General features: G+C 38.4%; 14 protein-coding genes. 8 read left to right on the top strand and 6 right to left on the bottom strand.

Features of this window, described 5'->3' with window-relative positions:
• Nucleotides 1-36: 36 nt before the first annotated feature.
• From LQ201_RS09315 to LQ201_RS09325, 3 genes are all read right to left on the bottom strand, one after another.
• Nucleotides 37-1,173 carry a FecR family protein gene (locus LQ201_RS09315; protein WP_230141634.1) on the bottom strand — a complete coding sequence of 379 codons (1,137 nt, stop codon included), beginning with the start codon at nt 1,171-1,173 and terminating at the stop codon, nt 37-39.
• 74 nt (nt 1,174-1,247) lie between these two features.
• Nucleotides 1,248-1,826 carry an RNA polymerase sigma-70 factor gene (locus tag LQ201_RS09320; RefSeq protein WP_230141636.1) on the bottom strand — a complete coding sequence of 193 codons (579 nt, stop codon included), beginning with the start codon at nt 1,824-1,826 and terminating at the stop codon, nt 1,248-1,250.
• 113 nt (nt 1,827-1,939) lie between these two features.
• Complete coding sequence (locus LQ201_RS09325) at nt 1,940-2,623, bottom strand: DUF4142 domain-containing protein (RefSeq protein WP_230141638.1); 684 nt, start codon at nt 2,621-2,623, stop codon at nt 1,940-1,942.
• Between the two features lie 167 nt (nt 2,624-2,790).
• On the opposite strand from LQ201_RS09325, the gene LQ201_RS09330 reads away from it, so the two are divergent.
• A complete protein-coding gene (locus tag LQ201_RS09330) occupies nt 2,791-3,102 on the top strand; it encodes a hypothetical protein (RefSeq protein WP_230141640.1) in 312 nt (103 codons plus the stop codon).
• A 51-nt stretch (nt 3,103-3,153) separates the two neighbouring features.
• Here LQ201_RS09330 and LQ201_RS09335 read toward each other — a convergent pair whose 3' ends face one another.
• Together LQ201_RS09335 and LQ201_RS09340 are read right to left on the bottom strand one after the other, a co-directional pair.
• The gene (locus tag LQ201_RS09335) at nt 3,154-3,978 is read right to left on the bottom strand and encodes an ion transporter (RefSeq protein ID WP_230141642.1); all 825 of its coding nucleotides are present in this window, start codon (nt 3,976-3,978) and stop codon (nt 3,154-3,156) included.
• Between the two features lie 34 nt (nt 3,979-4,012).
• Nucleotides 4,013-4,864, bottom strand: a complete 852-nt coding sequence (locus tag LQ201_RS09340) for an SDR family oxidoreductase (RefSeq protein WP_230141644.1) — start codon at nt 4,862-4,864, stop codon at nt 4,013-4,015.
• A gap of 194 nt (nt 4,865-5,058) precedes the next feature.
• Here LQ201_RS09340 and LQ201_RS09345 point away from each other — a divergent pair, with 194 nt between their 5' ends.
• The 3 genes from LQ201_RS09345 (at nt 5,059) to LQ201_RS09355 (ending at nt 7,549) form a co-directional block, all read left to right on the top strand.
• Complete coding sequence (locus tag LQ201_RS09345; protein ID WP_230141646.1) at nt 5,059-6,408, top strand: alpha-L-fucosidase; 1,350 nt, start codon at nt 5,059-5,061, stop codon at nt 6,406-6,408.
• Nucleotides 6,409-6,535: 127 nt separating this feature from the next.
• On the top strand, nt 6,536-6,787 hold the full coding sequence (locus tag LQ201_RS09350; protein WP_230141648.1) for a hypothetical protein: 252 nt from the start codon (nt 6,536-6,538) through the stop codon (nt 6,785-6,787).
• 42 nt (nt 6,788-6,829) lie between these two features.
• On the top strand, nt 6,830-7,549 hold the full coding sequence (locus LQ201_RS09355; protein ID WP_230141650.1) for a DUF481 domain-containing protein: 720 nt from the start codon (nt 6,830-6,832) through the stop codon (nt 7,547-7,549).
• 568 nt (nt 7,550-8,117) lie between these two features.
• On the opposite strand, the gene cobA is transcribed toward LQ201_RS09355, so the two are convergent.
• Nucleotides 8,118-8,882 (bottom strand): uroporphyrinogen-III C-methyltransferase, encoded by a 765-nt coding sequence (cobA, locus tag LQ201_RS09360; RefSeq protein ID WP_230141651.1) that lies wholly within the window; start codon nt 8,880-8,882, stop codon nt 8,118-8,120.
• Nucleotides 8,883-9,133: 251 nt separating this feature from the next.
• Here cobA and nirB point away from each other — a divergent pair, with 251 nt between their 5' ends.
• Genes nirB through LQ201_RS09380 form a run of 4 tightly spaced genes read left to right on the top strand, consistent with a single transcriptional unit; the run spans nt 9,134 to nt 13,893 of the window.
• Nucleotides 9,134-11,647, top strand: a complete 2,514-nt coding sequence (gene nirB / locus LQ201_RS09365; protein WP_230141660.1) for a nitrite reductase large subunit NirB — start codon at nt 9,134-9,136, stop codon at nt 11,645-11,647.
• A gap of 37 nt (nt 11,648-11,684) precedes the next feature.
• Nucleotides 11,685-12,032: a nitrite reductase small subunit NirD gene (gene nirD, locus LQ201_RS09370; protein ID WP_029276048.1), complete on the top strand. Its 348-nt coding sequence runs from the start codon at nt 11,685-11,687 to the stop codon at nt 12,030-12,032.
• 59 nt (nt 12,033-12,091) lie between these two features.
• Nucleotides 12,092-12,487 (top strand): hypothetical protein, encoded by a 396-nt coding sequence (locus LQ201_RS09375; RefSeq protein ID WP_230141663.1) that lies wholly within the window; start codon nt 12,092-12,094, stop codon nt 12,485-12,487.
• A 38-nt stretch (nt 12,488-12,525) separates the two neighbouring features.
• Nucleotides 12,526-13,893 carry an MFS transporter gene (locus LQ201_RS09380; RefSeq protein WP_230141665.1) on the top strand — a complete coding sequence of 456 codons (1,368 nt, stop codon included), beginning with the start codon at nt 12,526-12,528 and terminating at the stop codon, nt 13,891-13,893.
• The last annotated feature ends 19 nt before the right edge of the window (nt 13,894-13,912 follow it).

Below are 13,912 nucleotides of genomic sequence, written 5' to 3' on the forward strand. Positions count from 1 at the left end.
ACACTTCGGGTCATTTTTAAGCCGGATGGGTAGCTGTTATTTCATAACAATGATCCTCCTTCCTACAATTTTAAATTTTACCGAGCCGGTTAGTTCCATTGTTTTCAGTACATCGGTAACTTTTCCAAATTTGGAAATCGTTCCGCTATAATATTGTTTTCTAAAATCCCCCTCATAATCCACCTCAACATCGTACCACCTCGAAATCTGGTGCATGATTGTATGTAAATCGTTATGATTGAATAAGAAAAGGCCGTTTTTCCAGGCGATACTTTCAGTCGCATCTGTCAGTATGCTCAGTTCTAAAGTCCTAGACTGGTTAGCGTTGACTACCTGATCACCCGGTCTCATCATTTTGCTTTCAGTACCTTTACTTACCAATACCTTTCCTTCTAATAAAGTGGTTTTGGTTTCTGTTTCATCGGGATAAGCATTGATATTGAAATGCGTACCCAATACCTGCACATCTTGTGTTTGGGTATGTACTATAAAAGGCATTTCCTTATTTTTAGCGACTTCGAAATAAGCTTCGCCAGCCAGTTCTACGTTTCTTTTGTTCCCACTAAACACCACAGGGTATTTTAAAGATGATGAGGCATTTAACCAAACATTTGATCCATCGGGCAAAATAACTTTGTATTGGCTGCCGCGAGGGGTTTCTATCGTATTAAAGGCATTTAAATTAGCCGCAATTCCTTTAACATCAAGCGCCTCGTAAACCAGTTCTCCTTTCGCGGTTTTTTTAATGCGGATCCCGGCAAGGCTATCTAAAAGCAAAGTTGATGTATTTTTATCAAGCATAACCTTACGGCCATCGGCCAGGGTTAAAATGGCTTTATCGGTACCTGGCAAAATCTCTTCCACCGGGTTCGCTACTTTAGCAGTCAACTCATTCTTTGAACGAATTGTAAAATAAATCGCAATGGATGCCAAAACGACCAACACTGCTGCTGCAGCAATTGTCTTTTTAAATAACGAAAATACTTTGGGTTGCTTCTCTTTAGGCAGGTTGGCTGCTATTGCAGCTAAATCAGCTGTTATTTCATGTTCTGTTAGCGGCGAAGCATTAACATGATAGTCCAGGTAGGAATTTTCTACCAAAGCTTTTTCTTCTTCGGTACATTCTCCAGCAAGGTATCTTTTTAATAAATCTTTAATTTGGTCGTTTTGCATGGTTTAACAGCATTAATTTCTTATGCTCATTAAACTATAGACGGGCAACTAAACCTTATAGGGTAGAAAAATAATTATTTTTCGAATAAAAAAATCAAAACGAATAAAACACCCAATCTCGGACGCATAATTTTAAGGGCATTTTGAATCTGTTTCCGTACCGTTTGTTCTGAAATACCCAGTTCGACAGCTATTTCTTTGTGGCTTAAATGTTCTTTTCTGCTCAATTCGAAAACCTGACGCATTTTTTCGGGCAAGGCGGCAATTTCTTGTTCGATAAACTGCATCAATTGTTTATGCCTGATTAAATGATCGGTTAAATCATTTGTGCCCTGTGTGTAGTTTTCAAGATAGGCTGCATATCCCAAAGATACATTTTGATGTGCAATATGATCTAAAATCCTGTTTCTGAGCGCTGTATATAAGTATGCTGATGGAACCGTTTTTATGATAATTTCTTGTCGTTTTACCCAAAGTGTAGTAAATAAATCCTGCACTAAATCTCTCGACAACTCTCTATCACCTACCTTTTTGTAGGCATGAGTAAATAATAACCTGCTGTACTTACCATAAATCTCTGTATATGCGGCATGATCATCCTGTTGTAAACGGGCGAACAGTTCTACATCTGCATCATGGCTTATTGAGGACATATATTTGGTTAGGACTAAACAAATATATTAAATATTTAAAATTATCAAATTAATATAAATCGATTTAGAAGAATATAAAAGCAAGTTTAACCCCACTAAATAACTTAAAGCTATTATTTAGCCAGGGCTTGAATATGTTTTAAATGTTTTTTCAATACAGGTAAATATTTATTGGCATATGCCTTAACATCATTATCGGTAGATTTCGATGCTTTCTCAAATAGTGCAACTGCATTTTGATGATCAACAACCATCATCTCTACATAAGCTTTATCAAATGAAGCCCCGTTTAAATTATTTAATTTTTCAATCGCATTGGTCACCTCAGCTTCAGTAGCACCATTAGCGTTTTTTTTCGCTAGTCCGGTATTACCTGCCTCGCCTTCCGCATTTTTGGTTCGCGAGGTGTCTTTCATGTTTTCAGGTGATGAATCTACCCTGCCATCTGGTCGTAGTTCACCTTTTGGCCTACTCATTGGCAAATTTACTTTCTTAAGTTTCGCCAACGATCTCAATTCTTCATTGGCCTTAGTGTGATCATCAACCATCATCTGGCCAAATGCCTTTATCTTTTGATCTGTTGCTTTCTCTGCCGCAAGTTTCCCGGTCGATACCTCTTTCATTCCGGCAATAGCCGCCTGTTGCAAAAATTGCGCGGTGGTTAAACTATCTTGTTGATTAATGTATTCAAATGATCTTGCATAATGCCAGTCAGCTTTTGCAACCGCATTAAATGAAGTAGCTGAAATAATCATTCCCACTACTGCTATTTTCCTGGTATTGAAATGGTTTTTCATGGTTAAGTAATTAAGGTAATGCATAAATAAAACCCCGTTAACATTTAAAAAGTTTGAGCAAATCATATCCATCTGTTAAAAACTTTACAACATCAGTGGTTTAAGATTTTAAATTTTCTATAAACTTAATCTGATCTATATCTGTTCTACTATAAAAGACTTTTACTATGGAAAATCTAGAAAACAATCAACCAGAAGAAGAAATTCAGAATATCGAACAGTTCCAGATCAACCGTTCGGAAGGAAATGCAGCCGATGGTCACCTCACTCCTGAGCCGTCCGAAGACAATGAATATACAGATGATGAAGTGCAATATGCTGATGGCGAAGGCACACAATTAAATGAAGAAATTGAAGGTCCGGAAGACGAAGAAGATGAGGATGACGAAACAGAAACGGATGACTATAACGAATCGGATATAGAAGAGCTGGATAAAGATCCGAATGCATACGATGATGAAGACAGCGAAATGTTATAAGCCAATTTATTCCGTTATAAAAGATGCCAGGTTAACCATTATCTGGCATTTTTATTTATACAAAGAAGAGCCACAATATTTGCAAAACAAGGCATCGTTATCATGCCCTTCCCTACTACAACTCGGACAAGATTCGGGTAATTCTTTTTTCTGTCTGGCCGCAACAGCAATATCGTGGGTAATGATCCCGGTGGGCACAGCAATAATGGCATAACCGATCAACATCACTACAGAGGCAACAAATTTACCCAGTGGCGTAATGGGCGAAATATCGCCATAACCAACGGTTGTGATGGTTACAATGGCCCAATAAATACTTTCGGGAATATTCGAAAATCCATTTTCGCGCTTTTCTACCAAATACATAATAGAACCAAGAATTATGGTGATGGTTAAAACGGTTAACAGGAATATGCTGATTTTCCTCACACTGTTTTTCAGTGCCTGGGTTAAAAAATTAATCTCCGTTAAAAAATGGCCGAGTTTGAATATCCTGAAAACACGAAGTAGCCTTAGTGCCCTAAAAACCAGTAAAGATTGTGCACCAATAAAAAAGATACTCAGGTAAGAAGGTAACAATGCAATCAGATCGATAATCCCTAATGGACTGAACACATAACTGATCGGTTTTCTGATACTCACCAATCTCAAAATGTATTCGACTGTGAAAAGTGCAGCGAAAATCCATTCCATAATATTAAACAGTTTGCCGTATTGCTTATGGATACCAATAACGCTATCGAGCATGACCACAATGATACTCGAAAATATGGCAATCAATAAACCAACATCAAATGCTTTACCTGCAGGTGTATTCGATTCGTAAATAACTTCATGAAGCTTGAAACGCCAATCTTTAGGTGGATCTGATGCCATGGAAATGGTTTAAATATGATTAAAGGTAAAGAAATTAACCGTTTACCACTTCTCCACCATTTACATGGATTACCTGTCCGGTAATAAATGAAGCATCGTCTGATGCCAGGAAGACATAGGATGGCCCAAGTTCTGAGGGTTGACCAGCCCTTTCCATGGCTGTTTCAGATCCAAATGACTTAATCTTTTCTTCATCAAAAGTAGATACAATGAGTGGTGTCCACACAGGTCCCGGTGCCACAGCGTTTACCCGAATACCTGCTTTGGCTAAATTAGTTGCCAGTGAACGTGTAAAAGAAGTTATTGCGCCTTTTGTTGAAGAGTAATCGATCAGATTTGGCGAAGAACGATAAGCCGTTACCGAGGTGGTATTGATAATGGTATCACCTGCCTGAAAATATTCCAATACCTCGTGCGCAAAGTAAAAATAGCCAAATATGTTAGTACGGAAGGTATCTTCCAACTGTTTATCATCGATTTTTTTGGGATCTTTCTGCGGAACCTGCATGCCCGCATTATTGACCAAAATATTGATCTTTCCAAACTCTTTAACTGTTGTTTCTACTGCTTTTCTACAAAATGAAGGATTTTTGACATCTCCTTTAATCAACAAACAATTTTTGCCTTCAGCTTCAACCATTTTTTGAGTTTCTATCGCATCAACGTCTTCGTCCAGATAAACTATAGCAACGTTGGCACCTTCCCTTGCAAAATGAACGGCTACCGAACGACCAATGCCACTATCTCCACCGGTAATTAGGGCAACCTTATCATCCAGTTTCCCTGCTCCCTTATAGTTTGCTTTAATTACTTCAGGTTTTGGATCCATCTTTGCCTCTATTCCTGGTTGTTTGTTTTGTTTGGCAGGTGTTTTTTGAGTTTTCATCGTTTCTTTTGTCAAATTAAGTTCCACAATACTGCCAATTAAACAAGAATGGCATCTTCAAAGTTTTAAGAAATTCAACCATCTCCGTTAAAACTTAAACCAATTTAACTTAATATTTTGCTCATATTCCATCATTTTGAAAGGATATACCTCAGTAAATTAGACCTTTAAATGCTAACCAAAAGAAACCGAAAATGAGAAAAACAATTTTATCAGCTTTGTTCATAGTGGGCTTAACCTTGCCTGGCTTTGCTCAAAAACGATTAGGCAATGAAACCGCTGCCCAAAAAACCAAAAGAATGGAATGGTGGACCGATGCACGCTTCGGCATGTTTATCCACTGGGGCCTCTATGCATTACCAGCCCGTCATGAGTGGGTAAGAAATTATGAGCACATTACCAACGAAAACTATCAGAAATACTTCGATCAGTTTAATCCTGATTTATTTAACCCTAAAAAATGGGCCAGAGAAGCTAAAGAAGCAGGCATGAAATATGCCGTTTTAACCACCAAACACCATGAAGGTTTTACTTTATTTGATAGTAAATTTACTGATTATAAGGCCACCAAAACACAAGCCAAAAGAGATTTGGTTAAAGAATTTGTTGAGGCTTTCCGTGCCGAGGGTATAAAAGTAGGCTTTTATTATTCGCTGATTGATTGGCACCACCCCGATTTTCCTGTTGATAGGTACCATCCTTTGAGGCCTGATAAAGATCATGAAGATCAATATGCAGTATTAAATAAAAACAGGGATATAGCAAAATACCGCAAGTACCTGTACGATCAGGTAACCGAGCTACTTACTAAGTACGGCAAAATCGACATTCTTTGGGCAGATTTCTCTTACCCTGGTAAAAACGGTAAAGGTCGTGATGATTGGGGTTCGATAGCACTACTTAAGCAGATTAGAAAACTGCAGCCACAAATTATTGTTGATAACCGCCTGGATCTTAATGACTATGAAGATGGTACGGATTTCGAAACACCAGAACAGGTTAGTCCGAAGGAATTGGAAAAATACCGCGGTAAAGTTTGGGAAACCTGCCAAACCTTTTCAGGCTCATGGGGATATCACCGTGATGAAAACACCTGGAAAAGCAACAGGAAATTATTAGATCTATTGATTACTTCAGTAGCCAATGGAGGAAATTTATTGTTAAATGTTGGGCCTACTGCGCGTGGTGAGTTTGATAACAGAGCAAACATTGCTTTAGATAGCCTAGGCCTTTGGATGCACGCCAATTCGAAATCTATTTACCATTGTACTTTTGCTCCAACCGAATTTAAAGCACCCGAAGGCGTAAAACTCACTTACAATAACGACACCAAAAAACTGTATGTGCATTTGTTCGAATATCCTAATACAGGCTACATTACACTGGATGGATATAAAGACAAGGCAAAATATGCGCAGTTTTTACATGACAACTCTGAAATACAGATTGATACTGAAAAATCGACCGGGAATACCTTGGTATTAAAACTACCAAAGAAAAAACCCGACTTCGAAATCCCGGTAATCGAATTGACCTTAAATTAATCTACCCATATTAATTATCAGCCTGCAAGTTAAACCTTGCAGGCTTTTTTTGTAGAATAATGATGAGTGTTCAAAGCCGAATAAAACATATTCCGATTCTCATTTGTATAAAACTTAAACAAGAGAAATGAGAATAAAAGGCAGCTTTATTTACACCCTTAAAACGGGCGAAAATGCGTTAATCTTGCTGACAGAAAATAAAATTGATCAGGAGAAACTTTACCATTATTTAACGGTAGATGCTTATCGGTTTAAAAAAGAGATTGTGCAAGAAGAGCCGGGGATCGAACTGATCTCTGCAGGTTATAAAAACGAAAAGGACGAATTAACCTGGAACCATGAATATATTCCTGTACCCAAATGGTACGATCAGAATTAAATCAGCCTAAACATATTAGGGACTGCCGATGTTAAAATACCTATGAAGCTTTTTGTGCCATTCTTTTTACTGTGCTCTTGTTATGCGAAATCCTTTGCTCAATATACCGATAGCACCAATTACCATATATTGCTCACTTCAACAGGATCAATTAACCGAACGAATGAAGAACGTGCCTATTTGTTGAATAATGCACTCAATTTTGGCCTTAAAAAGAAAAGTTTCGTATTAAATTCTACTTCTGCCTGGCTTTACGGCAAACAGAACAACAATTTAACCAATAACGATTTTTCTACCGCGTTAAATTTTAACCTGTATAAAACCTTTCCTCATTTTTATTATTGGGGTTTGGTGAATTATAATACCAGTTATTCCTTAAAATTAAAAAATCAGTTGCTTGCTGGTGGTGGAATTGCCTATAGCATATTAGATAAAGAAAATGCATACATAAACATCAGCAATGGGGTACTTTTCGACCAAAGCAGTTTAATTGTGGGTGATAGTTACCATACTTATAGAAATTCGTTACGGTTACAATATCATTTTATAATCAAAAACCTGATTACTATTGATGGAAATCATTTTTTGCAGAATTCCTTCTCTAGAAAAGGTGATTACATTATCCGTTCATCAGCAAGCCTTGGCTTAAAACTTCGCAAATGGATCAGTTTAACTACAGCATTAAACTACAACAAACTGAACATTACCAGTAGCGAAAACCTAAACCTTACTTATGGGTTAACGCTTGATAAATATTTTTAGACAATTCTGGAGTCCGAAATTTGATCTCAATATCATAGTCCAAAGATCTCTCCACTCCGCGGCTCTTCGGTCGGGATGACGATCTTTCTATGGGTTCTTTCAATAGAGGAATATTATAATTCTTTTTTTCTGGAAAGCAGAAGCAGCAGCATTTGGGTTTATACAGTCCTGCTCTGCGTTCTTTCCGATGAAGGATCGGAACCACTGCGATCAGGTTTAAGTGGAACAGTCAGCAGAACGATTAATGGTTGAAGTGAGCAGGAACAATTTTTTTTTCGGAATTATACTAATTTAACCCTCAATAGCAGTAAAAGCCTTCCGATTTTAAACCTGATTGACGCGGAAATCCTTTTTTGTCACCTGAGCGAGCTTGTACTGAGCGCAGTTGAGGTGAGGGGCAAAAAAAGATTGAAGCAAAAAGCAGGACGAACATTAAAAACAGCTGCAACAATTGCTTTCCAAACAAAACCAAGAGTGTATTATAATTCTTTTTTTTATAAGTCGGAGGACTATTTAAATGGAGTCAATTAACAAATTAAACCAATACCCATTGAACTAATGAACCTATCTATGCAGACAACAACTCTCCCTGATTTAAGTTCGCATAAGCTTTAGCTTGCACCACATTACCTATAATAATAATAGCAGGATAAGTTAAGCCCGCTTGTTCAGCAGATTCCTGTAAATTTTGCACTGAACATACCACTTGTTTTTGATTGGGCAAGGTAGCATGCTGAATAACAGCCGCAGGCATATCACCTAAGCCCGCATCACAATAAGCTTTAGAGATTTCGCCAACTTTTTTCATACCCATATATATAACAACTGTTGCCGAACTTTTCATGGCACACTTTAAATCGTTGGTTAAACTTCCGTCCTTTTTGGTTCCGGTAAGGATCCAAACACTTTCACTAATGCCACGGTGTGTTAAAGGAACATCAATAAAGCCTGCGCCCTGCATACTACTTATACCTGGAATGTAATGACATTTGATGCCCCTGGCCTCCGCATAAATCAATTCTTCGAAGCCTCTGCCAAAAATAAAGGGATCTCCACCCTTCAAACGCACCACTACTTGATAATTTTGGGCATTTTCGACAATTAATTCATTTATTTTCTCTTGCGGTGTGTATTTTCCATAAGGTTGCTTGCCAACATAGATCATTTTGCAATTTTTCGGCGCAATTTCTAGCAATTTCTCATTACTTAAGTTATCATACAGAATAACTTCTGCTCTTTTTAACACATTAAAAGCTTTCATAGTGATCAATTCAGGATCACCAGGACCTCCACCCATTATAAAAAGTCCAAAATCGTTAGTTTTTTGATTCATAATTTTAATGATTTAACTATTTAAACATAAAAGTGATGAAAATTTATTAAAAAATTAAATTTTTTATGATAAAAATCACACAACAACAACTTTTAATTGAATTTTAACCTATATTTGAATATCAAAAATCATATAAATATTAAAAAGTGAATTTTTGAATCGATTATTATCAACAAAAAACAATAAAACAAATAATTCGAAACAAAAAACAACCAACAGAAACCAACAAACACAAAATACCTTTAAGATTTATGAAAGAACCACAAATAATCGTAATAGGAAATGGAATGGTGGGATATAAATTCTGCGAAAAGCTAAGATCAAAAACCTCTTCTTTTAATCTTATCGTTTTTGGCGAAGAACCCCGCAGGGCTTATGACCGTGTTCATCTAAGTGAATATTTTAACGGAAAAACTGCTGATGATCTTTCTCTTTCTACTGAAAACTGGTATCAAGAGCAAAATATTACCCTTTTCTTAAATAATCCAATCGTTAAAATAGATCGCGGACTTCAAAAAGTTTACACCGCCAGTGGCCTTGATTATCATTACGATATTCTTGTTTTTGCAACTGGCTCAGGCGCTTTCGTTCCCAATATCCCTGGTATCGAGAAAGAAGGTGTTTTTGTTTACCGTACCATTGAAGATCTTGACCTGATTAGCGGTTATGCCAAAAAGGCCAAAACAGCTTCGGTTATCGGTGGTGGTTTACTGGGATTGGAAGCTGCTAAAGCATTAATAGATCTGGGCATCGAAAAAACGAGCATTATCGAATTTGCACCGCGCTTAATGCCAAGACAAATTGATGCTGCAGGTAGCGATATGCTTAAATCTAAACTCGCAGATCTTGGTTTACAGATCCACTTAAATAAAAACACAACAAGTATTGAAGGCGATGGCCGTATTACCGCATTAAAGTTTAGCGATGATACTGCTTTAGATGTAGATATGCTGGTCATCTCTGCTGGTATAAAACCACGTGATGAACTGGCAAAGGCATGCGGTATCGAGGTTGGTCCACGCGGTGGAATTGTTGTGGACCAAAAAATGCAGACCAATGATCCGGCTATTTTTGCCATTGGTGAATGCGCTTTGTACGATGGAATGATTTATGGCTTAATTGCTCCTGGTTATGAAATGGCTGAAGTGTTGGCTGCAAACCTTTGCGAAGGTGAAAAAACCTTTACAGGGTTTGATATGAGTACTAAACTGAAACTGATCGGTATCGATGTGGCCAGTTTTGGTGATAATTTTATTACCGAACCCGATTGCCGTACCATCATCTTCGAAAACAAACACAAAGGCGTTTATAAAAGAATAAATGTTAGTAATGACGGGCAATACCTTTTAGGAGGTATATTAATTGGAGATGCAACAGCTTACAACCTGCTGTTGCAGACCTCTAATAACCGGATTGTATTACCAGAAAACCCTGAAGAACTGATTCTGGGTGCACGTGGCGGAAGCGAACCTGCCGGCGGAGCCGGAATTACAGGTTTACCAGACGGTGCATTGATCTGTAGCTGCGAGGGCGTGAGCAAAGGTGATATCTGCGCTGCAGTTGCCGATGGCTCTTGCGAAAACATTGATGACTTAAAAAAATGCACCAAAGCAGGCACAGGCTGTGGTGGATGCTTGCCAATGGTTAAAGACTTGATGACTTATACCTTAAAATCACAAGGTAAGTATATCAAAAATGTAATTTGCGAACACTTTAACTATAGCCGACAAGAACTTTTTGACCTTATTCATATTCACGAACTAAAAAGTTATGATGAAGTATTGGATGCTTTAGGTAAAAATGACGGTTGCGAGGTATGTAAACCATTAGTGTCATCGCTCCTCGCCAGTCTTTGGAACGAAATGATCCTTAAAAAAGGAAATGATGTAGCCCAAGATAGCAACGACCGTTTTCTGGCCAACATTCAAAAAGGCGGCTCATACTCAGTGGTACCAAGGGTTCCGGGTGGCGAAATCACACCCGATAAATTGATAGTAATTGGCGAAGTAGCTAAAAAATATAACCTCTACACCAAAATTACCGGAGGTCAGCGTATTGATATGTTCGGTGCACACCTTAACGATCTTCCTGTTATCTGGGAGGAATTAATTGCAGCAGGTTTTGAAAGCGGACATGCTTACGGAAAAGGCTTAAGAACAGTTAAAAGCTGTGTAGGTAGTACCTGGTGCAGATTCGGCTTGCATGACAGTGTAAGTTTCGCTATCCGGATCGAAGAAAGATACAGGGGTATCCGTGCACCGCACAAGTTTAAATCAGCTGTAAGTGGCTGTATCAGAGAATGTGCAGAAGCACAGAGCAAAGACTTCGGCATTATTGCTACCGAAAAAGGCTGGAACTTATATGTATGTGGTAATGGAGGTAGCAAACCTCAACATGCCCTTTTACTGGCAACAGACTTAGATAGTGAAACCTGTATTAAATACATTGATAGATTTTTGATGTTTTACATCCGCACTGCCGATCCACTTACCAGAACAGCAACCTGGCTGAACAAAATGGAAGGTGGAATAGATTACCTGCGGAATGTAATCATTAACGATAGTTTAGGAATGGCCGCCCAATGGGAAAATGAAATTGAAAACTTAATTGCCTCTTACAAATGCGAATGGAAAGAAGCTGTAGAAAATCCTGCGATCAGAAAACGCTTCTCTCATTTTGTAAATGCACCAGAAGACAAAGATCCAACTATAGAATTTGTTGAGATGCGCGGACAAAAAAGAACCGTCGAATGGAAAACAGTTTAATAAATAATCTTTACAAACCTTATAAAACCCAAAAATTATGAATGAACAATCAAATTGGCTAGCAGCCTGCCGAGTCGAGGATGCCATTGAGAACGGTGGCGTTTGCGTAAAACACGGTGAAGATCAGATTGCACTTTTCTATTTCACCAGAAGAAATGAGTGGTACGCCACACAAAATGAATGCCCGCATAAAAAACAGATGGCATTAAGCCGTGGAATGATTGGATCTACTACCGATGAACCTAAGGTAGCTTGCCCTTTCCACAAAAAAACATTCTCATTGAGCACTGGCGAATGTTTAAGCGGCGATGAATGCGCAATAAAAACCTATCCTGTAAAGATAGAAAACGGAACTGTTTATATTGGTACAACACCAAAATCTTAACCTGACCCAGTAAGATTTAAACTTTTCTGATTAAAAAATTTAACCCAAACCAAACCGACATGAAGATTTCTAATTATGTAGCCGCAACAGGCTGCCTTGCACTTACCTTGTTCTTTTTTTCAGCCAAATCGCAAACTAAAGCCGTTTTATTCGATGGTACTATCGTTGCCGGATATGTTGATCATGGTGCTTTTATAAACTGTACAGGCCCGGGCATCAAATTCAGCAAAAAACCTTATACCGTTTTATTGGGATTGTTACCCAGCTTAAGAATCAAAGAAGATAAAGTTGCCGCCGGAGCGCCAAAAAATGCAGTCCTCACTCCTAGCCTTGGTTTTGGCTTAACAACGGTATTTCGCCATGTAGCCTTACAAGTACCGCTATACTATAACCCTAAAACCGCAGTTAAAAATGGCGAATGGAACGTTGGCGTAGGCTTAGGCTATAAATTTTAAAAGAACCCATTTATTTATTTACGCTTAAACAGATCGTTATGACACTAAACTCCATTACTAAACCGCTAGATAAATTAAATATATTTTCGTTCAAAGGTGTTCAGATGAAAACCTTTCACATCACCTGGCTAACTTTCTTCTTTTGTTTTTTCGCCTGGTTCGGCATGGCCCCCCTAATGAAAATTGCAAGAGAGCAATTACACCTTACCAAAGATCAGGTGGGCAACATTCAGATTGCTTCAGTATCAGCTACTATTATTGCCCGTTTACTGATCGGACGGCTTATTGATAAATTTGGCCCCAAACTCATTTACACCTGGCTTTTGGTACTGTGTGCCATTCCGGTACTGTTAATCGGAACCAGCCATTCTTATACTTCATTTTTGCTTTTCCGCTTGGCCATTGGCGTAATCGGCGCTTCATTTGTAATTACCCAATTCCACACCTCCATTATGTTTGCTCCGAACATTAAAGGAACTGCAAATGCAACAGCAGGTGGCTTCGGCAATGCAGGTGGTGGTGCTGCCAATTTATTTATGCCATTAATCGCATCTGGCATTACCGCTCTGGGCTTTTGTAGCACCGAAGACAGCTGGCGTTACGCTATGATTTTTCCCGGTGTAATGCTTTTAGTATGTGCATTTTTATATCACCGTTATACTTTAGATACCCCACAGGGAGATTTTAAGGATTTAAAAGACGAAACCATAAAAAGCACCAAAAACACATTTTTAATCGCCGCAAAAGATTACCGCACTTGGATTTTAACCATTGCCTACGCTGCCTGTTTTGGTGTAGAAATAACGGTTGATAACTTCGCACCGATCTTTTTTACTGATTCATTCGGCGCAACAATCGCCATAGCCGGAATGGTTGCAGGTATTTTTGGCTGGATCAATGTTTTTGCCAGACCATTGGGTGGAATTGTTGCTGATAAAATCGGTAAAACCTGGGGATTTGATGGCAAAACACTTTTACTTGCACTATTGCTTCTGATAGAAGGAATCGGCCTGATCTGGTTCGCAAAATCGGGCAATATTGGAATGGCTATTTTTATGATGTTCGTTTTCGGTCTAAGCTTAAAAATGGCCAACGGAGCAACCTATAGCCTTGTTCCTTTCATTAATCCACTTGCAGTTGGTAGTGTAGCAGGTATTGTAGGTGCTGGCGGAAATATCGGCGCTATGCTTATTGCATTTATGTTTAAAGCCAAAGCTGGTCATGCGACTAAAAATGTAATCGAAAACGGGCATTCTATTCAAAAAGACCTGATCGATTATACCAGTGCATTTACCTTTCTAGGCTTTATCATTCTCGGAATTGGCATTGCTGTATTTATTTTCAGAACCATTATGGCACAGAAAAGCGCAGTAATAGAAGATCTTGTACTTACACCAAGCAAGTAGTCATACCAAAAGTAAAAAT

The organism is Pedobacter sp. Bi126, assembly GCF_918698245.1.
Lineage (GTDB): Bacteria > Bacteroidota > Bacteroidia > Sphingobacteriales > Sphingobacteriaceae > Pedobacter.